Source organism: Aeromonas sp. 603079 (assembly GCF_049172135.1).
GTDB lineage: Bacteria > Pseudomonadota > Gammaproteobacteria > Enterobacterales > Aeromonadaceae > Aeromonas > Aeromonas veronii.
Genome location: NZ_JAAKPX010000025.1, coordinates 17,118 through 38,945 on the forward strand (window position 1 = coordinate 17,118; position 21,828 = coordinate 38,945).

Below are 21,828 nucleotides of genomic sequence, written 5' to 3' on the forward strand. Positions count from 1 at the left end.
TAGTCTAGTTGGTGAACCTACTCCATTGAGTGATTAGAGACCCGCGCGTTCACGCTCAGTAATATGAATTTCCACACGCCGATCAGCCGCCAAACAGGTTTTCAGTTCATTTTTACTCTTCATTATATCGCACCCATTATTACTCGCTGGCTCCAGGCTTCCTAATCCTTTGTAAACCATGGCGTCAACAGGTACGCCTTCACTGGACAGAAAGTCGGCGACAGACTTGGCTCGTGCAGTGGAAAGTTTCAGGTTAAACGCCTCATCCCCTATCCTGTCAGAATGCCCAACCACTGACACTATTTTTCCATCAAGGGTCATGGCAAAAATCTGTTTGGCTATCTCCTTCAACGCGATCTGGCCTGAAGGATTCATATTGCTCACTGAAAAATCAAAGTGGACATCGGGAATGGCTATGGTGTGGGGCTCTACTTCATTTATGAGGGGTTGTTGCACCTCATCTGTAACGACAACAGACTGCGGCTGTTTCGATATGACAGGGCGATAAATCAGCTCCAAAGTGGCGATATTCTGATTGTGCGAGAATGTGTCCCCATCGGCATTAATTGCCAGATGACTTACATTACGCATATGACGCCATCTAGTCCGTAAAGATAAGTCATCGGAGATAGGATAAACGAGTGCCGCGCCCAGCAGTGGTGCCATCTTACTGTCACTCTCACCAAACCCTCTGCTTCGACTCCATACCCCGCCTGCTTCAAGCTGAAGTGCGAGGTTGCCATGGAGCTTTTCCTGGCCATAAATAGAGTACGCTAGGCCATGGTTACTCAAAGGCTGATCTTGGGCTCGTCCTTGACCTGTATGAAAATAGCCAACTTCCGCCCCGAGATAATCATTAAGACTGTACCCTGCGAACATGTTCACTGAAGCAGTATTGCTGTCCCTACCCCCTTGAAACTGACCCAGTTCATGAAAGTGATTTATTCCGGCTCCTGCCCCATAATAAAAATCCTGTGCACCGACAGAAAAAATATACGTACCAAGTAACAGCGCGAGTGGCTTTACCACCATGTAGCCATAGTTTGTTTTTTTCATGGTTGTTCCTGGGTGTTTAAATAAGAATCAACAAATTAATTTCAGTATCTATGTTTCTGCATTTTAATTTTCTATTTTTATGCAGACAATTTTCCCCGGCATACGTTGTAATCAGAGTCTGGCGTAGGGGTGTCATACAGCTGAATGAGCAGTATTCTTGCCGTTGCCGTTGCCGTTGCCGTTGCCGTTGCCGTTGCCGTTGCCGTTGCCGTTGCCGTTGCCGTTGCCGTTAACTTATTCCACGCCCAGAATAAAATGGGGAGATGAAGGCAACGCCAGTCCCCAGGCGTGAATATTATTGGTTCCCCTACTCGGACTGGCTGGCTCATACACTCATTGTGTTTTGGTAAATATGATGCCGATAAATAACCTATTTTTCAATCATAGGAAATGAGTAGCTGCCGACTGCCTGTATATGTGCCAGGTGATGCGATACGCTGGTTTTGAATTGCTGCACTAAATGGTATATAACCAGTTTTGTTTTGCAAAGTCATGGATATTGGGGTGTTAGCTTGTCTGATAATATTGTTATTTGCTGTTACCTCGACACAAGTGTTGGCTGTACCGCTATTTATTTTTATGCCGGTTTGATTACAATCATAGGAGAAATCGTTCCATGACAATTTGATGGGAGTATTTGCATTTTTGCAGCTGTAATACATGTTCTCTGTTATGCTACGGATTTGACTATTTGCGATAGCATCAGGGAATTTGAATGTGACATTGTGAAATTCACACTCATTTTTAACAAAAACGGTTTCCAATGGCTGGCATGAGCTAGTAATACTTCGCGCAGAACTTAAATGAGACGCTCCCACCTTCGACATCCGCCATGACAAGCACATCTCATACTTTTGTGGATTCAGCTGCATATCATTAGTAAGTATCACATCAAAAGAGCCATTCTGCATCTGTGCTGTGAGCGAAGAAAGCAATCCTTTAGATTCCTCGTTCGCTATGTTGTCACTCGCCATTTCTTGAAGAGAATACCCTCCAGTGGCTACATTTCTCTCATATATGATATATTGCAAAGAACGATAGCCTTTCCCTGTCGGATAGGTATAACATTCACCGGATTGTGGGGCGTAAATAACATTTTGATAGCCTGAGCCCGTCCCGGAAATAGTATTTCGCGCATTGTCACATGCCTCTTTTAACGATTGGCTACCAGTTTTTTCAAGTGTTGCAAATAAAACGGGATAACCATTTTGCATTCCGGGGCGAACAGAGTTGGGAGCGATCTGGTGTATTGGCATCGTTTTATCAATAGCAAATGCGCGATTGCCTGCGATATAACTCACCAACAAGCCGAGTAATAATATATTAAGCACGGTAAGTATTTTTTTTCTCATGAACAGATTACCTTTTTGAAATTCCATTAGCTGGTATTGGCTATATAGTATGGTCAATACTTATTATAGATAGGATATAATTGCCACGGATTTTGCCTGATAGGGGCCAGGTTTCACCTCACCGCCATCACGCTGCAAAAAAGCCCAAAACTTGACTGCTCGCTCCTCCCCCTGCCCCTCGATATGAGGGGGGGTGAGCTGTGTATTGAAACTTACGCGATTTCTTTGACTATCCTCAAGGCCTATTACCACTCCGCCCGCACTGCTTGTCTTATCGAGCGCCAGATAAGTAATGCCATCTTCAAGCGGCACGCTGTGGTCAATCTGGAAGGTTATCCGCATCTTGTCCAGGTTGACCTCGCTGCAATCTTGCAGTGACAGAATAAAAGGAACACTAACACTCCGCACCCCGGCCCGCAGATCCTTGAGCGATGCATTCTGCTCGATAAATAGCGTACGGGAATCGGGTATGAACTGGCATTGAGAGGGTTTAAAGGTAATGTTCACATCAAAGTCGGTGCCGTTAGCCCAAGGCTGCGAGGGCAGGGCTAATGCCATTGCCGCAGAAGCCAACAATTTACATATCCATTTTTGCATTATATTAGCCTCTCAACTCAATTAGACTGGCAACTCAATTTCAGTATTAGAGCAGATGTTCATCCACAATAAGTTAAGCAACACGTCATTGGTAGCTAATGGTTGCTGTCAATGTGACGCTAACACTCGCATTGCCTGTTAGGTGGTCACCCCGTGAGCTCCCCTCCATAAAGAGGGCGTGCTTTAGCTTCACTCTTTTTTGCTGGTTGGCTGAAACGGTTATCTCTGTCGGCAAGTTTTTAACGGCCAGTTCAAAAGTATTTGCCCGCTCATTAAAAACAAATACTTTCATCTTCAAGCTATCTATCCCAGTCATGGTACCGGTCAGGTAAGGCTTATGATCATGGGTCCATGCAGGATTTCTGCCCGGTGAATCGATATCTATCATGCTTATGCGGGCATCTGCTTTTTGACAATTGATGGTCAATTCTGACTCCCGCTCTGCAATAAGCCCATTTGCTTGCCAGCTTGATGGGTAGAAGTGGGAGCCCAAAGACAGATCGCTGCCTGAAATACTGCACTCCGGAAGTGATTGGGGCACGCCATGATAGATCGCCACGATATTGAACTGGTTTGTGCCAATATTATTGGCTGATACCATGCCAGGAAGAGAAGCCAGCAATAATATCAGTGGGAAAATTAAAATGACTCTCATCTCATCACTCCTGAAGTGCGTATTTAAATCACCTTGCGATAAACGAAGGCCACATCTGATAGCGCATAAAATAACATCATGCCCATATGTAATTTAACACGGCTAATACTATTGGTACTCTATGTTTACTGTTGGTCTGGCAATGTAGTTCTGATTGGCAATCGGTTCTATGGATGAGTTTCTAAATAACACATAAACTAGTTCGCTATGATGTGGTGTCGTTGCATCAACTCTTATTTTGTCAGGCATGACCAACTTGTTACAAATATCACGATAATAGGAGTTGTGGAAATGTCTCACCGAAAATCCGATTGCGCCATCTTCCACCCCCTCCGCCCTCTTCATTTGAAATTTACACTCGTCATTCTCAAATGTGTTGATACCACTTATAACAGGGTAACTGACAGAGGCTGAGCTAGTGCATTCAATCGTCAGGCCTTGATTAATTGTGAGTATTTCATTATGCACTTGATTGGCATAAAGACTGCCAAAGTCCACGTTCTTTATCTGTATAGTACATCCTGGTCCTTGCTCCTTGAGCTCGGTGGTTACAGTATATGTTGCACTGCTGGTTTCAGCCCCAGCATCACCGCTCAAGGCGAGTAAAACAGACGATATGAATAAACAGCTTTCCACTGTCAACTTATGGCTGTACTGCATTTTATCTCTCGACTCATGACACTTTCCTTTCAGTTCAAACACGGATAGTTCATATTTAATTAGCGTACACAATGACCCGCATCTTATGCATGGAAGCCCATGGCTATCGCTCTGGTTACGGGTCATATATTGAAATAAGAAAAGTGAGTGATTGACTGTCGCTCATCAAGATGATGACGCTACCCACCCATTATTGGTACTTTAAGGTCAGGGTCAACTTGCTGACATATTTTTCCTCATGAACAATCTTCTCAGATGAATTTTTATTACGCTCAAGGTAATATGTGACTGGAAATTGCTTTTCTTGGCCTTCTGGTAGATATTCATTTGCCAATGCCGTACCTGAATTGGTGCAAAAATCTCTATTGTTCTTATCTATCATTCTAAAGAAAATAGCTTCTGCCTTTTTTTCATTACGCTTAAAATAACCTGAGCAACTATCCTTTGCCACATCAAACGAGAGTTCGGCGCGTTCTAATTTACCATCGTTTTCATCACATCTTAAAGAGATGGTTTTCTTCGCCGTCACCTGTCCGGTAAAGTTGGTAAATTGCTCGGGGAAGGTATGATTTAACTGCTGAGTAGTGCTGGTCACGCGACAGATGGGGGGGGGCTTTTTAAACGTCACATCAACCGTGAATTGCATCTGACTACTGGATGCTGCGCTCACATTAAATGTAGCTACAGCACATACTAGCAGCAAACCAACCAGAATACGCATAGTGTACATAGACTTTCTCCAAAAAGACTAACGCGAAACCAGCCGCGTCATCAGGCTGATGAAGTTTTGCCAAGGTAAATTAATGGTTGTTGATTTTTTCCAATTAATTTGCCTACGACACCGCCAAAGCATTGCTACTTATAAATGATTTTTAGTGTCAAGTTATTGCTGTAATTTTTATCTGGTTGCAGCTTTGTTCCCACATTATAACGCTGCAGGGTATATTTTAATGGAACAGTTATAATTTGATCTTTTGGCAGCCGGGTATTTTGCAATGCCACAGAATTAATATCACTACAAAAAGATCGTTCACTTGCATCACTCATTCGAAACCATAATGAATCACTGACATTACCGTTCACCTGAAAGAGGCTATAACACGGATAACCTTCAAGCGGTGACACTGACAACAGTTCAGCCCTCTCGATCACCCCGTCAGCCATCGTGCACTGAAGCTGAATATCTTTTGTAGCGGTGGTCTGTTCATTAAATGCTGTCGTTAACTCCGGGAATGTGTGAGCCAGTTGGCCAGGAGGGGATACTACACCGCACACTGATTGTGCCTGTCTGATATGTACCCTGACCTCGGGCTCAGCGCTTGCAATCCCTGCCTGGACTGCCGATTGAAAAGCAAGCGACAGCAATACGGTCAGAACAGAGGCTCTCAGATTCAGTTTCATTGCATTACTTCTCTCTGATATATGGAGATAGACATATACCCATGTTACAGACACGTCGGTACGACGGGATCAGGAGTAACTCATGGTTATCGTCAAATTCGCACTTTTATACTGGCCTTCAGGCGTGTTACTGGCATTTTTTCCCGGCAATGGAAAAAGCTGAGTATACAAATCGAACTTCGTATCTGGGTATACAACAAGTCCATTCATACTTATCTCACTATTATGACAAAGTGATACCAACCGATAACCATCATTTATCTGCATTAATGCTGAGAAATATTGTTGAGTGTTGTTCATTAGTGGCACTCGTCGACAATATGGATCACTGGAAACATCGGAGTTTCCGCCGCTCAACTTGATAGATGCAACGTTAACGCTTGTGCCACCTGTGCATTGCAAATTCAGAACAGTTTTTTCTTTTACTTCGTTGCCATCAAAGGCAGCCAACACCTTGTCGTGTGTAAAATTAATATCGTTCGTATTCACACTACAGGCTGGCGTTGATGGCAATACCTTGATTTCTACCTTTATTTGGGGGGTCGCTTGGCCTGCGAAAGCGCCCCCTGCAGGGAAAGCAACCAGGACAAGCAGTGCCTTCAGTACGACATTACAATCAATTTTCACACTGGTTTTCCTATAGTAAAAAAAGCATCAGGAACCAACAATATTGATGTATACGCTTAACCTTCTTGGGTGATCGAGGCGCAATGACCAGCCGTACAGCGGAAATTTACATCCTGCATTCCACCAAAATCATTAATGACTACCAAGGTGACATCATTGCTCTTAAGAGTACCTGGAAGGGTATTACTAGAGTATGGTGCCAACATATCACCAAGCCCTTCATTCAATACTTTGTTACCAATCCGCACTTCACTGACTGTCACATGAAATGGCGTCGGGTTTTCCACCTTGATGCTGCCATTCACCTCACTCAGACGAAGTTCACTGTAGTTGGGGCCTGCAGGATGGGCCTTGCCAATCGCAGCTGGACGGTAGAAGAGCTTGATTCTTGTCTGTAATGCAATCTGGATAGCGCTGATACCTTGCTCCATTTTTGGTGGTATCTCTTTTACATTGAAGTAAAACAGTGACTCCTGATCCTGAGGCAGCTTGCCTGTCACCGCCGTAGGCCGGATCAAAATCTGGGTTCGGGTATCCGGCTCAAGACGTTGCAATGGCGGCTGCACGACAAAAAACTCTCGATCAATCTGATTCTCTTTATTTTCGACCCAGGTTTGAGCCAAAAATGGCTTGGCCTTATCTACATTTCTGACTACGACATTGGTCGGCTGATTATCATTTACGATCACTCGCGTGCCTGTTACCGACAGGGTGGCAGATGCAGCACCTGAGAATACCATCACTATTATTGCAGCAATGAAGCTTGATACTATTTTGATATTTTTCATGTTCCAAAACCTCTGTTTAAATATCTGTAAACCTGGTTGAAGATCCTGTCGAAAATAGTCGATCAGCATATTTATCAGGCATTGAAAGTAAGGATGTTATCCCATACCAGCCCGACGCCGGAGGCGCACGTCCTTGCGCACCTGCGGGTTCAATGCATCATAAAAATATGGTCTGACCGAACTGCGGGATTCCGGGTTATCGCCATTGGCAATACAAGTTGGTGATCCTGTCACAGTACGCAGCGCAATGGCTGAACAACATCTGTCTCCAGTTGCATCGGCAGATTCATGCGACATATGCCATGAGAGGTCTTTACCTTCAATTCCATGCCTGCTTTGACACCGCTCACATAGGAGAGCCCTTCATGCCCGACCATCCCCACCGCCTTCTCATCGTCAGTTCGAACAATATCTGCGGCGATAGGCGTATCCATCCCATCGGGAAAATCGATACTGATGAATGCCTTGGCTCCTCTCAACACATCCAGTTTGTAATAGCCGATCGCTCCTTCTGTCAGGGTTGGGGTGTAGATAGTGGCTCCTTGCACCTCCATATCATCAGGAAGTGTGCTCAGATTCACTCCGGCGTTCATCCGGCGATAGGCCTGCCCATCCGATGCCACCGCCAGTCCAAAGCTATTGGTCTTGCCACCATTGTTACCATTAAGCTGGATACCCTCATTTCCACTCCCTGCATCGAAAAGAATACGCGGGGTGTCCGTTGCACTGAGACTGGCGTGAAGTGCCGGTCCGTGTTCGGTCACGGTCAGTCCACCACGCATGGAGCCTGCCAGATAGTAGTCGCCTTCGTTGGTATAACTCGCTGCAAGTGAGGTGTTGACCAACGGTGAGCGGTTATCACTGTAGCCCGCTCGCAAGCTCTGAGAGCTGGATGTGCGGTCAATTCCGAGTCTGACCGAACTGTCTGCATCAGACGTACTGTATTCGACCCCTTGCTGTGACTCTCCTGAACTGCTGGTGCTCATCCTTGCAGAAAGGGAGCTGGAATAAGTGCCGGGCTTGCTTCCAAGGGGCATGCTGGCCGTGAGAAAGAGTGCTCTATCCGAACTGTTTCCCACGTTCGACATGCTGGTGTTCAATGTCACCGATACCCGATTCTGAGCCACATGGAAGTCACGTCCGGTTACCAGATTAAAACGCTCCTCTTTAGGACGTCGACTATCCCAGTAACTTGTATTGCTATAACTCAGCGAGACCCCGTTTAACCAGGGAACCTGCTGCGAGATTGACAAGTTATAGGTATTTTTGCGGTTGGAATAAGGGTCGTTAAACCGCTCATTGATGGCTGTCTCCCCGTCTTCCCCTGCGTTCTCCTTCCTGATCTCTTCACTGTTTTGCCGGCTCGAGAATGTTGAAAAGCTCATATAGTCACGTTCTGTGAAGCGATAGCCCGCAAATGAGAGGTGGGTCCCGGCATCATTAAAGTCTTTCGACCAGGAAAAGGAGTAACTTCCCCCCCGTATATTCCTGCCATCGCCAAGCGTGGCTCGAGATTGCGCTGTGTCGATAGAGGCCATACCAAAGGCATTCAGATCTTGCCCCAATCCAGCAGCCAGGCCGAGATAATCGCGAGAGAGCAATCCTCCACCCATTACCGAGGTACCATTGCGCAAACCATAGGAGAGCTCCCCAGCGCCAAACAAGTCACCATATGGCTGGTGATTGCTTGTCGGGCGACCGACGGCAAAGGTGTATTGCACCTCCCCAGAACGCGTCAGGAAGGGCAAGCTGTTTGCAGTCATGGTATAGGACTCACTGGTGCCGTCATCGTATTCCAGGGTGATGGTGAGCAACCCAGTGGTCCAGCCTGTCAATTCATTTATCCGATAAGGGCCGGCAACTACAAAACCTGAATAGATAGTGCGATCATTCTGAGTCACTGTCACAGTGGCATTGGTTTTCGCGATGCCCTCGACCACAGGTGCATAACCTTGTAATGCAGGAGGCAACATAGATTGATCGGTGTTGTATTTAACTCCCGTATAGCCGAAGCCATCCAGAATGCGGGTTCCCAAGCTGGTCTCCCCCAGGGTTATTCTGGCATTCTGTGTAGCCAGCGGTTTATAGGCATATACATCCCCCCAGGAACCGTCAACCGAGCTGTCCGAACTATTCTGATAATTAAGGCGATAATGGGCCCTGGCCCGCCACTGTCCCCAGTTAGTACCGGTAAAACCGTAAACATTGGCACTGTGTCTATCAAAATTCCCGCTCTTCGACTTTGACGCATTTGCGTTATAGTCAAGCAACAGGCCGTCGATACCCGTATTCCAGAATTGTGGTGGATCCCAATCATTAAAGATTGGCTCCGCAAACTGGCTACCTATCCGGATTTTTAGCAGTTGCTCATTCAGAGCTATATCAGCAGTAAAGACAGTCGTCTTTTCCAGAGCAATACAGCTGCTTTGTTTGCGCATCGGTATTTGTTGATGAAACTCTTCTTTAATACCGAGCAGCGGAATGAGCTCTTCCTGTAGACACAAGTTACTGTTACCGTTAGAGTCTTCGCTCACTTCAATGTCTGCAGTTTTTGGTAACGTACGGCCATTTATGTTTATCGCCAGCGTATAGAGACCCGGTGGTACATATTTAGCATTTGCGTATTTTTGCAGGTCATAATCGAAGCCTTCATTTAAAAAATCACTATTAAACTCGAACTCTTCCGCAATACCAGTCCCAGTAATTAACAAGATCAACAATATATTGGTTTTGATGTGCTTCACGACGTGGTTGCCTAAATCGAAAATAGTCAAACATAGAGTGAGCTGTTCACAGTCGACGTTAACAAGTTATATTAATGCTGTGCAGACACAACTTTTCACTGAAAATATTTAACGGAAGTTAAAAAGTAATGTTCATGTTCTTATTCACATTCAGCAGTCCGATTTAGGCAGCAACGCCTTATTTTTCCACTGTTTCAACTCTGCGGATTATTTTATTGTTGTACGCCAAGTGCGCATGATTTTTTATTTTATATTTATTGTTGTCATGTCTCATTTCGTGACTATCATTCATACTGAGCTACAAAGTTATCACTCCATCTGGCTCCCAATACCATCATGACACGACTATCCCGACACTCTCTTGGTATTCTGGGGGCCATTGGTCTGTTACTCGGGGAGATAAGCGCCCAGTGCTGGGCGCTTATTTCTCTCAATGTTCCGATTACTTGTAAGCAATACGGAAGGTGGTGAGTGCAGAAACGTCACCGGGTAGGATCTTGCTGTCCTCTTTCGGAGTACCCAGGCGAGCAAAGAATTTCAGCTCGTTGCTATTCATAGTCAGCGGGAAACCTTTGGCCTCAACACCCGGTTTGAGCACGCCGTCGTCCCAGTCGGCAATCAGTTCCAGTGCTGCGCCAGTGGCACCAGTCAATCGGAACATCTCAGCATTGTCTTTGTCCTGAGCGGCAATGACAGTGACGTGGGCTTTTTTGGTGTCGTTTTCACACTCGATCAGCTTGAGGCTAAACGGCGTAGCCGGAGCTCTGTTATTCTGTACGGCAGAGACAGAGTGCTCACCCAGGTAAACATCGACTTTCTGGCTATCGCCATCGATACCACAGGTGGTCGGGGTGATTTTTCCATAAAAGTTAACGCTGGCATTACTTTGATCAATCGGATCAGCTGCAGCTGCAAATGCCGGCGCTGCGGCTGCCATCATCATTGCGATAAGCACTTTTTTCATTTTATACCTCATTGTTTTAGTTAGTTTGTTAGTTATATACATTGAGATGAATAATAATTTATCTATTAAATCGGGAGGTGCCTAAACAGCGTCACTCTCGAATGCCCAGCATTGTACATTTTGCTTTTAGCTCTTCCCGCCAGAATGGCCTGAGCTGATTACAAGAAAATGGAGTTGGAGTTTGTGGGAAAAATCCCACAGCAGATTTGTATGAAAGTTGTTGAAAAATTATTTCAGCTCAGTTTTGGTTGCTGTAATCAATCATTTCTAGTGTGCGTAATGAACAAATGCAGATGTCTAGACTTTCTTATTGTTGAACAGTTTTTTCAAACGCTACCAGTGACGGCCCTTCAGTGGAACTATGGTGTCAGATTGGGTTGTGTAGTGGTTTAAGTATCCCGGTTTCGATATTAGGTGGAACCGTCGTGACTGCAATATGAGGTCTTCAATGGCAAGATTATTTCGTGCATTGATAGTCGAATTAAAACTCGAAGCTGCATCGCTGATGCTACATAGCTGATCCTAATAGTGCTACACCTTCGCTTTGCCATAGCCATTCCCCGGGAAAGGAGACACGGTATCCATGAAGTGTTTCACTTGGGCCAGCAGGCTGGCCATTCCGCTACATTGCTGATTGCGCGTGATGGTTTCATGTAACTTGTGCCACAGCCGTTCTATGTGATTGACCCAAGGGCTGTAAACTGGCTGGAATATCAGGCAGAACTTGGGATTCTTATTCAACCATCGCTCGGTTTGTTTGCTTTCGTGAATGATGTCGTTATCGAGGAGCAGCGTGATGGTTTTGGCTCGTCGATAGTGGCGACGCAGCTTTTCCAGCATGGCGATAAACAGGGATGAGTTTTTCTTTATCCCACTGACGTAAAGCACTCTTCCGTTGCCTGCATGGAGAACGCCTGCCAAGTAATGTTTCGCGTTCTGTCCCGGTGTGACAACCCGCTTTTGCTGCGCTCTGAACATCCAGTCGGCCCCTAATTTTGGATTGAGGTCTATATCGACTTCATCCTCATAAAACACCGGATTATCGGCATCACAGCAGGCCAGTGCCGCGTCGATATTCGCCATTTTCTCCTGATAGGCCGGGTCTTTTATCCGCAAGGTCGGCACGGGCCTTCGCCAGACAATGCCCATACGTGGTAACCATCGGCGGAGCGTGGAGGCTGCCATATTGAGGCCTGTTAACCGATTGATTTTGATAGCCAATAGTTCGGTACACCAGCGGCTGCGCTGATAACCAAAATCTTGCGGAGAAAACTGCATGAGCAGCACCAGTCAGGTGACAATCTTGGCGACAGGTAGGACCGGGGCACGGCCAGCCGGTAAGGCTTCTAACGCAGCCACACCTTCATCTTGATACCACCGAAGCCAACGGCCGATGGTCGAGCGAGCAGCGTCGGTAAGGTGATGAACCTCAGTGACCGTGCGTCCTTCATGCAGCAGCAAGATAGCCATCAAGCGACGAGCATGCTCTTTATCACGCGTGACATGGATGATTTTGTGAATGCGGCGCAGTTGTGGTCGTGGCAGGGGTGGTAGGATAGGCATCAAATCAGTCCTTTGGGTGCGGCTTGTTTTGTTTGGCGACTAATGAGATCGCACAAACTGGACTGAGTTCCATACCTCCGGTGATCTACTATTCGGAACAGCTATTTAGCTGCTGTCAGTGAGTTCCGGGTTGAGGTCGTTTTTCTATTGAGAGGGCGGGTACAGCAGAGGCTGTAATTTGCCGGTGATCTCAACCAGTGTTGGCGGTTGGGGCGAAATAAGCCCCTGGATCATAATGCCATCGATCAGGGCGGCCACACGCTCTGCCGTCGATTTTTCAACGTATTGGCCGATAGCATTGCTCAGAACCTGTTTCCAGCGATCACTGAGCGGTCTCAAGTCGGGGCGCCTCATCGCCAAGGTATAGAGCTCATACGCTAGGGTGGCCTGGTTTCGTTGTTGTGTCAGGCGCAGATAAATCAGTTCGGCAAGTTGCGGTGCTAATGGTGCTTCAATCGATACCTGGCTTTGCCACTCTTGAAACTGTATCTGTGCCTGCTCGGTAAGACGCTCTATAGAGGCGATCAACAGTGCATCCAGATCTTTGAAATAGTAGGTGGTTGAACCGAGTGGCACGCCCGCTTTAACCCCTACCGCCCGATGGCTCAAGCTGTGCACTCCGCCAGCAAGCATTAGCGACAGTGCCGCATCAATTATCCGGCTCGGCCTCTCCGGGTCGGCTGGGCCACGACGGGGACGAGATTCATTCATGTTTCGATAGTCTCCTGGCGGTTTATCAAGATGACGCCGAACACTATCAGCGCAATCCCCGAGATACTGGCCAGGGTGAGAGCTTCCGCAAAGAAGAACCAACCTGCAACCACTACCAGCAATGTACCCAGACCAGTCCAGACAGCGTAGGCCAGACTAGCCGGAATACTTTTTAGCACATAAGAGAATAGGAAGAGCACTAGAAAGTAACCGCTGAAGGCAAGCAGAGTTGGCACCAGATTCTGCAGCCCATCTGATTGTTTCAGCATCATGGTGGAAAAAGATTCGATAAGCACCATGGTTAACAGCAGTAGCCACGCTTGTTGACTTTGTTTTGTTTTCATAATCCTGCACTCAGTAATGCAATCCCAGACAGAATGCAGGTAAATCCAATCAATTGTCCCGACTTCATCATAGTCTGCAGTACATATCGATCTATCCCCAGCAACAAGAGCGCAACCAGACCGCTCCAAGCTGCATGCGCGATTGCGACAGGCATGTGAAACATGGCCATCGACAATAACCAGGTTGAGCCGGAATAAAACATGACCGCCAAGAGAGATGGGAACAACCGACGAAAGTTATCGGCCCGCTTGATGGCAAGGGTGCCACAGGTACTGCAAAAAGCACCACAAATCACTACAAACACACCAATCATTAACATGACCTCTCGACAATATATGTACACCAGTACACACAATGTGAACAAGTGTACATATAGTGTGGGCTGGTGTACATATAGTTTGTACAACGTCAATCAGCTCTTAAGGGGGCACGGATAAATCGCTAGTTATAGCGCTTTGCCGCTTTGCCGTTCTGCTGCTCTGCTGCCGAGGCCAGCGGCAACAGAGGTTGGCTTGACTCACGCCTGGTTCGGATTAAGCCTACATACTTGGCGGTCGCCTTTTTTTATCCTTTCCTGTTTATAAAGACAGGTTTGCACCATGTTGCTTCAAAAATTACATCACCACATTGAGCATCCTCGGTTGGCATCTTCCCCGAAGATGGAGGTTCCTTTTTATCAGCCCATCATCGATCAACAGCAGCAGGTCACGGGTTATGAGGTGCTGGCAAGGCGGTGGGATCCTGTCACGCGATGCTATCAGGGGATTGAGTTCAATTGTCTCGGCGAGCGTGACGTGCTGAATATCGATATTGCGATGCTAAATGCTGTGCTGGGTGACTTGCCCGCGCTTGCCAAAAAAGGTGCCTGTACGCTTTCCATCAATCTCAACCCGGTCATGGCCTGTGCGACCTATCAGCAGTTGTTGCTGTGGGTCTTGCTGAAATCGCGCAAGATGGGTATCGAGATCTGGTTTGAAGTGCTTGAGCATGCGTCGCTGAATCAAGAACAACTAGAGCTGCTCAACGTACTTCGTTGTCATGGTGCCCACATTGCGTGCGATGATTTCGGTACTCGGGATTGCAATTTTCAACGGCTTATGGCGATGCCTTATGACATCGTCAAGCTGGATCGAACGTTGTTGTGCCAAGCCAGCAGCGATCATCATGCGCTGAAGATGCTGGCCGGCTTGGTGGCATACCTGCAACGTTTCGCCATGAAGGTGGTGTGTGAAGGTGTTGAAACCAAACGCCATATCGAAACGGCCAGTCAGCTTGGTTGTGATTATTTGCAGGGCTACGCCTATGCCATGCCCGCCCCCTTGTCTCGTTGGGTTTGATGGGGGTCTTAATCCCGTTATGTCACAGTTTGGTCGAGCAGCCCCTCTCATTGACCAACGGCCTTAACGTGTTGTTCAGCGTGTACCGTGTGCTATTCGAATTACGCGTTGTTCCTGGGGTTATCCCTTAAGTAAGTGCAAGATAAATCAGATATATATTATCTCGGTGCGGCATGGCGGTGCAGACCTGCGACTTGATCTGCAGGTTTTTCATATGGGTAAACGGCTTGTACCCAATCTGCAACTTTACCCGGCCAGGTTGGCCACTGCGGAACGAGCGATGAGTGCTATGGCTATCGACTGGATAGGAGGGGGCTACCAGAGTGGTTGTTCTTGCTGGCATAAGATGCAATTAGGGGAGATTAAAGAGAGTGGTGAGTGCAATGAGATGGTTTGGGGGGATGACACCCAGTGTAGTCAATCAAGGTATCCAAGGTGGCAAGTGTGGGTTTAAATGTGGGTTCAAAACTAAAAAGGCACTTCCATTAAAATGGAAATGCCTTTGCTTTCAATAGTTTATTTATTGCTACTTAGTTCATGCCGTAACGCTTGAGCTTCTTGCGCAGGGTGCCACGGTTGATACCCATCATCACGGCAGCGCGAGTCTGGTTACCACGGGTGTACTGCATGATCACGTCCAGCATCGGCGCTTCGACTTCGGAGAGAACCATATCGTACAGATCAATCACTTCCTGACCGTTCAACTGGGCCAGGTAGTTACGCAGGGCCTGTTGCACAGAGTCACGCAGGGGGCGCTGGGTCGGCTCGGCAGCGTGATTGTGAGTAGTTGTTACCAATGCATCAGAAGTCAGGGTTTGTTCGAACATATTCGGTCGGCTCTTTAGTTATCTTGTTAACCTAATCCATCGAAATACGCTTCGAGTGCCTCAAGTTGCGCGTCTGCGCAATCCAGGGCATTGAAGTGCTTACGGAATTCTCGGCCCGTCTCTTCTTCATCCAGATACCAGCCCACGTGTTTACGGGCTATGCGCGCTCCCAGATATGCACCATAAAACCGGTGCAGGTTGGTTACATGCTCGTTCATCAGGGTGCGAACCTCTTCCCTCTCGGGAGGCGGCAGCTTGGTGCCCGTCTCAAGAAAATGACGGATTTCCCGGAAAATCCAGGGTCGTCCTTGCGCAGCTCGGCCGATCATCACGGCGTCAACACCGGTATAGTCGAGGACATACCGTGCTTTCTCCGGGCTGTTGATGTCACCATTGGCGACAACAGGAATCGATACGGCCTGCTTAATCGCCCTGATCGTGTCGTACTCCGCTTCGCCCTTGTAGAGGCAGGCACGGGTACGACCATGCACGGCGAGGGCCGCGATACCGCAATCTTCGGCGATTCGGGCGATCTCCACGCCATTGCGGTTATCCGGATCCCATCCTGTGCGGATCTTCAAGGTGACAGGCACCTCCACTGCATCAACCACGGCCCGGCAAATTGCTTTGACCTGATCGGGGGCACGCAGCAGGGCAGAACCTGCCAACTTCTTATTCACTTTTTTTGCCGGACATCCCATGTTGATGTCGACGATCTGTGCGCCCTGCTCCACGTTGTAGCGGGCAGCAAACGCCATCATCTCGGGGTCGGCTCCGGCAATCTGGACCGAACGCAATCCGCCTTCTGCAGAGTGATCCATCCTCATCCGGGTTTTCTGGGTATCCCAGACATCCGGGTTGGCCAGCAGCATCTCGGAAACGGCCATGCCAGCCCCCAATCGCAAACAAAGTTCACGGAATGGTCGGTCAGTTACACCGGCCATGGGAGCCACAATCAAGGGAGTTTCAAGCGTGTGGGGACCTATCTGCATTCCACGGTTACCATCGGCTTAGGGCGGCGTATATTACGCATTTTTTAGGCAGGAGAAAAGGTTAGTATTTGAGCGTCAGCCATTTTTTTCTGAAAAAAACGTCGCGCCAAGGCTTGCAAATTCTGGAGTTATTGAAAAACGGCCAGATTGCCGGAGACTGATCGCTGTACCATTCGGGTCGGACGCCTGCATAATTGTCAGTCCACTTGCAGGCCCGCTTTGCGTTATGATGGCGGGCTTAAGTCGAGCAAATGCTCCAAACATTTATGCAACAAAAGCGGATTGGGGATCTATGACGTCAAGGTTCATTAAATCACTCTGGCCGTGTCTGCTGGGGGCCGTGCTGGGGTCGGCGCAGGCGCAAACCATCAGTTTCGGCGAAGCCTGGACCCGGGTCATCCAGCAGGATGAAGGGCTGGCTGCCGAGCAGGCCGGGGTCGATCGGGCCAAGCAGCTGCGCGAGGCGGCCAAGGACATGTATCTGCCCAAGGTGGATCTGGGGGCCAGCTATACCCATCTTGATCAGCCGATTGAACTTGATGCCCTCGATCTCAATCCGCTGGCCAAGCAGAAAGATCTGATCCTGGCGCTCGGCAGCCTGTTCGGGGTCGGGGCCAACGCATTTGTCACCCCTCTGACCAAACAGAATGTGGTGACCAGCTCGGTCAAGATGCTTTGGCCGCTTTTTGCCGGTGGCCGCATCGATGCGGCGCAGGATATCCGCCAGGCGCAGGTGAGCGAGGCTCAGCAGCTGCTGGTGTTCAAGCAGCAATCCACCTTCGAGAGCCTCTCCCAGACCTATTTCGGCGTGGTGCTGGCTGCTCAGGTGGTGCAGACCAAGCAGGAGATCGAAGAGGGGCTGGCCCACCATCTGGATCACGCCAAGAAGCTCGAAGCGCAGGGCCAGATCGCCAGGGTGGAGCGCCTCTCCGCCCAGTCGGCCTATGATCGGGCCCGCATCGATACCCAGAAGGCGCGCCGCAGCCTCGAGATCGCCGAGCTGGCCCTCGGCCGCATGCTGAAGTTGCCAAATGCCCAGCCGGGCAGCGGCCTGTTCGTCAACAAGGAGCTGCCGCGCCTTGAGGGGTTGGTGAGCCAGACCCTGGAGGTGCACCCCGGTCTCAAGCTGCTCAGCGCCAAGAAGGAGCAGGCCAAGGGGCTGATCCGGGTCGAGCAGGGCAAATATGCCCCCGAGGTGTTCCTGTTCGGCAACTACAACCTCTATGAAGATGATTCACTCGCCTCCAAGACAGCGCCGGACTGGCTGGTGGGGGTGGGTGTCAGCATGCCGCTGGTGAGCCGCGATGGCCGCTCCGAGACGGTACAGGCCGCCAAGAGTGCTGAGCTGCAGGTCAATCTGCTGCAAGCCAAGACCCGCCAGGATCTGGAGTTGCTGGTCGAGAAGACCTGGCGCGAAGCGGCGCAGGGGCTGGAGGAGTATCAATCCCTTTCTTCCACCCAGGCGTTGGCAGAGGAGAACGTGCTACTGCGGGACAAGGCCTTCGGTCAGGGACTTTCTACCTCCCTTGATGTGGTGGATGCCCAGAACCAGCTGGCGGGGGTGAAGACCCAACGTGCGGCGGCGGCTTATCAATATGTGGTGTCGCTGGCCCGCCTGCTGGCGCTATCCGGCCAGATGAACAGTTTCAATCAATATCAGCACGGTCAGGTGATCGAGGTGAACTCATGATCGCACTCCAGTCCGTTCCTTTTTCTATCTCTGTTTCGACCGCCAAGGGTCGCCCGTTTGTCGAGGTGAAGTGATGAGCCATCCCCCCATCAAAAAGAAGATGAGCCAGGGTAAACCGCTGTTGTTGCCGCTGGTGCTGGTGATCCTGGTGGTCTGGCTGGGCTGGCGCTTCTGGCTCGCTTATCAGCCGGAGCCGGTGCATCTGCAAGGGCAGATTGAAGCGCAGCAATATTCGGTCTCCTCCAAGGTTCCGGGTCGCATCGACGAAGTGTTGGTGAAAAAGGGTGATCAGCTGACCAAGGATCAACTGGTCTTTACCCTGGCGAGCCCCGAGATCGAAGCCAAGCTGAGCCAGGCCAAGGCCGGTGAAGCCGCAGCGGGTGCGCTGGCGCAAGAGGCAGAGAAAGGGGCCCGAGCCCAGCAGATCGCTGCCGCCAAGGATCAGTGGCAAAAAGCCAAGGCTGCCGCCCAGCTGCGTGGCAAGACCTATGAGCGGGTGGCCAGCCTGCACCGCGACGGCGTGATGCCGCTGCAAAAACGCGATGAGGCGTGGACTGCCTGGCAAGCCGCACGCTACAGCGAAGGGATGGCGTGGCAGCAATATCAGATGGCGTTGGAAGGGGCGCGGGAAGAGACCAAGATCGCCGCTCGCGAGAAGGCCAAGATGGCAGCGGGTTCGGTGGCCGAGGTTGAGGCCTATCTGGCCGATACCCGCATCACCAGCCCCCACAATGGTGAAGTGAGTCAGGTGCTGCTGCGCAGCGGCGAGCTGGCGCCACAAGGTTTCCCGGTGGTGACCCTGCTTGATATGAGTGATGCCTGGGCCCAGTTCCACGTTCGCGAAGATCTGCTGCCCCGTTTCCCGGTCGGTACCGAGTTTGATGCCCGCATCCCGGGCCTTGGCGATCAGACCGTGCGCTTCAAGGTGACCCATGTGGCCGTGATGGGTGATTTCGCCACCTGGCGCGCCACCGATACCCGTCAGGGTTTCGATATGAAGAGCTTCCAGGTGGAGGCTCGCCCGCTGCAACCGGTTGAGGGGCTGCGGGTTGGCATGAGTGTGCTGGTTGAACTCTGATGGGACGTGAATTTCGGCTGCTGTGGCAGGATCCCTTCAGTCGTGCCCTGATGAGCTGGGTGCCGCTGCTGCTGATGGGGATCCTCTGCTGGATCTTCTCGGCAGGGCTGGCCCGCGACCTCAAGGTAGGGCTGGTGGATCTCGACCACAGCGTGCTCTCGCGCCAGCTCGCTTTCTCGCTGGATGGCTCGGCCGGGCTCAAGGTGGCGCAACAGTTTGACTCCATCGATGCCGGTGCCCGAGCCCTGCGCGGTGGTGATATCTATGCGCTGGTGGTGATCCCCAACCATCTGGAGCGGGATGCCCGTCAGGGCACCCAGCCGCAGGTGACGGTGTTCAACAACGGCCAGTTCATCCTGATCGCCAAGCTGGTCAACTCGGCGCTGGCGCAGGTGGTAGGCACCCTTAACGGTCAGGTCGGCGTGCTGGAGGCGATGGCCGATGGCAAGGCGCTGCCCGGCGCGCTCGGGCAGTCGGTGCCCATCAGCAGTCAGGTGACTGCGCTCTATAACCTCAACTCCAGCTACGCCCAATTTCTGTTGAGTGCCATTCTGCCAGCCGTATGGCAGATCCTGGTGGTGCTGTTCGGCCTCAATGCGCTGGCCCGTACCGATCGGCTGGGGCTGGACTGGACTACTCGCGGTGTCTGGTTTGGTCTCTGGCGCACCCTGCTGCCCCACATGCTGATTGGCTGGGGGTGGGGAATTGTCTGGACACTGCTGCTGTTCAAGGGCTTCTCCTACCCCATGCACGGCAGCTGGCTGGTGCTGGTGGTGGGTCTGGGGCTCGCCTCGGCGGCCTGCGTCACCATGGGGGCCTTTTTCTACGGCATCATTCGGGATCCGGCGCGCGCCCTGTCGCTGGCGGGGGCTTACACTGCGCCCGGTTTCGCCTTTATGGGGGTCACCTTTCCGGTGAGCGCCATGGGGGATTTCGCCCGCTTCTGGCGCAGCCTGTTGCCGGTCTCTCACTATGTGGAGCTGCAAATTGGTCAGAGCAACTACGGTCTGCCTCTCGCATCGGCGTTGCCGCAACTTGGGGCGCTGCTGCTGTTTCTGCTTCCCTTGCTGCTGGTGGTACGTCGTTACAAGCAGCAGGCCGAGCTGGCCCGTCAATCAGCCGCAGTGGCGAGCGCCGAAAAGGAGCCTGAGTGATGCTGGGATTTGTCGATCTGTTGCGCCTAGAGCTGCGCACCCTGCTGGCGGATCGCGCCATCATGCTGACCCTGTTTGGCGGGGTGCTCTTCTACTCGTTTCTCTATCCCCAGCCCTATCTGCATCAGCTGCCGCGGGAAGAGGCGGTGGTGGTGGTCAACGAAGATGGCAGTCAGCTATCGCGCCAGCTGGAATTTATGGCCGATGCCACGCCACAGGTGAAGCTGGTAGCGCGGGCCAATTCGCTGGATGAAGCGCGGCAGCTGATGATGGCCGGGAAGGCGAGCGGGATCCTGCATATCCCCAACCACTTCTATCGGGATCTGATGCTGGGCAAGAGCGTCACCCTGAGCTATGCCGGTGATGCCTCCTACTTTCTGGTCTACGGTACCATTGCCGAGGGGCTGGCGCAGGCCGGCGGCACTCTCGCCGCGCAGGTGAAGGTGGCGCGGCTGTTGAGCCACGGCGAGGCACTGCCGCAAGCAGCCATGGGCTGGAACGCGGTGGCCCTCAACGTGGTACCGGTGTTCAACCCCACCATGGGCTATGTGAATTACGTGGTGCCGGCGGTGTTCGTGCTGATCCTGCACCAGGTGCTGCTGATGGGCACCGGCATCCTGGGGGCGACCCAGAATCAGCGCAGCTGTCGCGGCGAGCATGGTTACTGGCAAAGCGCGCCGGTGTTGCCGCTGCTGCTGGCCAGAACCCTGGTGGTGGGGGGGCTGTTCGTGCTGCCGGTGAGCTACTTCTTTGGCTTCTGTTTCGATCACTACAACATAGTGCGCACCGCCGAGCCGGCCGCACTCTGGTTGTTCACCCTGCCGTTCCTGCTGGCCACATGTTGGTTCGGGATTGTGCTGGGTGCCCTCTTTACCCGGCGTGATCTGCCTACTCAGGTGGTGCTGATCTCCTCCCTGCCGCTGGTCTTTCTGGCGGGCTTTATCTGGCCACTGGAGCTGATCCCGGCCCCCCTCAACTGGCTGGCTCAGTGGGTGCCCACTATCCCAGCCATTGAGGGTTTTCTGCGCCTTAACCAGATGGGGGCCGACTTCGCCCAGGTTTCCCGTTACTGGTGGCAGCTGTGGGGACTGGCGCTGCTCTACGGCGTGCTGGCGTGCCTGTTGCTGCGCTGGCGGCAGCAGTCGTTGCCGGTTGCTCGCCCGTCAGTCGTGCAGGGTGAAACGACCGCCGGTTAAACGGGATAGGGCAAGCGCCCGAGAGATAGCGTGTGCGGTAAAGTGAAAACGGTCAGCCCTTGGGCTGACCGTTTTGTTATGTGGTGGGGTT

At 50.9% G+C, this 21,828-nt stretch carries 21 protein-coding genes and 1 pseudogene; 5 read left to right on the top strand and 17 right to left on the bottom strand.

What is annotated here, in order from left to right; all coding sequences use genetic code 11:
* Nucleotides 1–33: 33 nt before the first annotated feature.
* The 15 genes and pseudogenes from G5287_RS17365 to G5287_RS17435 form a co-directional block, all read right to left on the bottom strand.
* Nucleotides 34–1,056 (bottom strand): OmpA family protein, encoded by a 1,023-nt coding sequence (locus G5287_RS17365; RefSeq protein ID WP_227341959.1) that lies wholly within the window; start codon nt 1,054–1,056, stop codon nt 34–36.
* Nucleotides 1,057–1,433: 377 nt separating this feature from the next.
* Nucleotides 1,434–2,408: a hypothetical protein gene (locus tag G5287_RS17370; RefSeq protein WP_227341960.1), complete on the bottom strand. Its 975-nt coding sequence runs from the start codon at nt 2,406–2,408 to the stop codon at nt 1,434–1,436.
* 63 nt (nt 2,409–2,471) lie between these two features.
* The gene (locus G5287_RS17375; protein WP_227341961.1) at nt 2,472–3,005 is read right to left on the bottom strand and encodes a fimbrial protein; all 534 of its coding nucleotides are present in this window, start codon (nt 3,003–3,005) and stop codon (nt 2,472–2,474) included.
* Nucleotides 3,006–3,090: 85 nt separating this feature from the next.
* The gene (locus G5287_RS17380; RefSeq protein WP_227341962.1) at nt 3,091–3,660 is read right to left on the bottom strand and encodes a hypothetical protein; all 570 of its coding nucleotides are present in this window, start codon (nt 3,658–3,660) and stop codon (nt 3,091–3,093) included.
* Nucleotides 3,661–3,768: 108 nt separating this feature from the next.
* A complete protein-coding gene (locus G5287_RS17385) occupies nt 3,769–4,362 on the bottom strand; it encodes a spore coat protein U domain-containing protein (RefSeq protein WP_421172879.1) in 594 nt (197 codons plus the stop codon).
* Between the two features lie 148 nt (nt 4,363–4,510).
* Nucleotides 4,511–5,050 carry a hypothetical protein gene (locus tag G5287_RS17390; RefSeq protein ID WP_421231618.1) on the bottom strand — a complete coding sequence of 180 codons (540 nt, stop codon included), beginning with the start codon at nt 5,048–5,050 and terminating at the stop codon, nt 4,511–4,513.
* Between the two features lie 125 nt (nt 5,051–5,175).
* The gene (locus tag G5287_RS17395; RefSeq protein WP_227341965.1) at nt 5,176–5,721 is read right to left on the bottom strand and encodes a hypothetical protein; all 546 of its coding nucleotides are present in this window, start codon (nt 5,719–5,721) and stop codon (nt 5,176–5,178) included.
* Nucleotides 5,722–5,790: 69 nt separating this feature from the next.
* Complete coding sequence (locus G5287_RS17400; protein WP_227341966.1) at nt 5,791–6,348, bottom strand: spore coat protein U domain-containing protein; 558 nt, start codon at nt 6,346–6,348, stop codon at nt 5,791–5,793.
* 56 nt (nt 6,349–6,404) lie between these two features.
* The gene (locus tag G5287_RS17405; RefSeq protein WP_227341967.1) at nt 6,405–7,136 is read right to left on the bottom strand and encodes a fimbrial biogenesis chaperone; all 732 of its coding nucleotides are present in this window, start codon (nt 7,134–7,136) and stop codon (nt 6,405–6,407) included.
* 230 nt (nt 7,137–7,366) lie between these two features.
* The gene (locus tag G5287_RS17410) at nt 7,367–9,880 is read right to left on the bottom strand and encodes a fimbria/pilus outer membrane usher protein (protein WP_421231619.1); all 2,514 of its coding nucleotides are present in this window, start codon (nt 9,878–9,880) and stop codon (nt 7,367–7,369) included.
* Between the two features lie 442 nt (nt 9,881–10,322).
* Nucleotides 10,323–10,844 carry a fimbrial protein gene (locus G5287_RS17415; protein ID WP_227341969.1) on the bottom strand — a complete coding sequence of 174 codons (522 nt, stop codon included), beginning with the start codon at nt 10,842–10,844 and terminating at the stop codon, nt 10,323–10,325.
* Nucleotides 10,845–11,375: 531 nt separating this feature from the next.
* Nucleotides 11,376–12,407: pseudogene (locus G5287_RS17420) on the bottom strand (IS630 family transposase).
* Nucleotides 12,408–12,551: 144 nt separating this feature from the next.
* On the bottom strand, nt 12,552–13,118 hold the full coding sequence (locus G5287_RS17425; protein WP_227341970.1) for a TetR/AcrR family transcriptional regulator: 567 nt from the start codon (nt 13,116–13,118) through the stop codon (nt 12,552–12,554).
* Nucleotides 13,115–13,462, bottom strand: a complete 348-nt coding sequence (locus G5287_RS17430) for a DMT family transporter (RefSeq protein WP_227341971.1) — start codon at nt 13,460–13,462, stop codon at nt 13,115–13,117. The genes G5287_RS17425 and G5287_RS17430 overlap by 4 nt, the downstream gene beginning before the upstream one ends.
* On the bottom strand, nt 13,459–13,782 hold the full coding sequence (locus tag G5287_RS17435) for a DMT family transporter (RefSeq protein ID WP_227341972.1): 324 nt from the start codon (nt 13,780–13,782) through the stop codon (nt 13,459–13,461). The genes G5287_RS17430 and G5287_RS17435 overlap by 4 nt, the downstream gene beginning before the upstream one ends.
* Nucleotides 13,783–14,062: 280 nt before the next feature.
* Between G5287_RS17435 and G5287_RS17440 the strand changes: the two genes are divergently transcribed.
* Nucleotides 14,063–14,800 (top strand): EAL domain-containing protein, encoded by a 738-nt coding sequence (locus tag G5287_RS17440; protein WP_227341973.1) that lies wholly within the window; start codon nt 14,063–14,065, stop codon nt 14,798–14,800.
* Nucleotides 14,801–15,330: 530 nt separating this feature from the next.
* On the opposite strand, the gene fis is transcribed toward G5287_RS17440, so the two are convergent.
* Together fis and dusB are read right to left on the bottom strand one after the other, a co-directional pair.
* Nucleotides 15,331–15,627, bottom strand: a complete 297-nt coding sequence (gene fis, locus G5287_RS17445) for a DNA-binding transcriptional regulator Fis (RefSeq protein ID WP_005309538.1) — start codon at nt 15,625–15,627, stop codon at nt 15,331–15,333.
* 26 nt (nt 15,628–15,653) lie between these two features.
* Complete coding sequence (dusB, locus tag G5287_RS17450) at nt 15,654–16,619, bottom strand: tRNA dihydrouridine synthase DusB (RefSeq protein ID WP_019445016.1); 966 nt, start codon at nt 16,617–16,619, stop codon at nt 15,654–15,656.
* 292 nt (nt 16,620–16,911) lie between these two features.
* On the opposite strand from dusB, the gene G5287_RS17455 reads away from it, so the two are divergent.
* The 4 genes from G5287_RS17455 (at nt 16,912) to G5287_RS17470 (ending at nt 21,737) form a co-directional block, all read left to right on the top strand.
* Nucleotides 16,912–18,309: a TolC family protein gene (locus G5287_RS17455; protein WP_421231620.1), complete on the top strand. Its 1,398-nt coding sequence runs from the start codon at nt 16,912–16,914 to the stop codon at nt 18,307–18,309.
* A gap of 73 nt (nt 18,310–18,382) precedes the next feature.
* A complete protein-coding gene (locus G5287_RS17460) occupies nt 18,383–19,387 on the top strand; it encodes an HlyD family secretion protein (protein ID WP_236293683.1) in 1,005 nt (334 codons plus the stop codon).
* Nucleotides 19,387–20,541, top strand: a complete 1,155-nt coding sequence (locus G5287_RS17465) for an ABC transporter permease (protein ID WP_069526609.1) — start codon at nt 19,387–19,389, stop codon at nt 20,539–20,541. The genes G5287_RS17460 and G5287_RS17465 overlap by 1 nt, the downstream gene beginning before the upstream one ends.
* The gene (locus G5287_RS17470) at nt 20,541–21,737 is read left to right on the top strand and encodes an ABC transporter permease (protein WP_421231621.1); all 1,197 of its coding nucleotides are present in this window, start codon (nt 20,541–20,543) and stop codon (nt 21,735–21,737) included. The genes G5287_RS17465 and G5287_RS17470 overlap by 1 nt, the downstream gene beginning before the upstream one ends.
* Nucleotides 21,738–21,828: the final 91 nt, after the last annotated feature.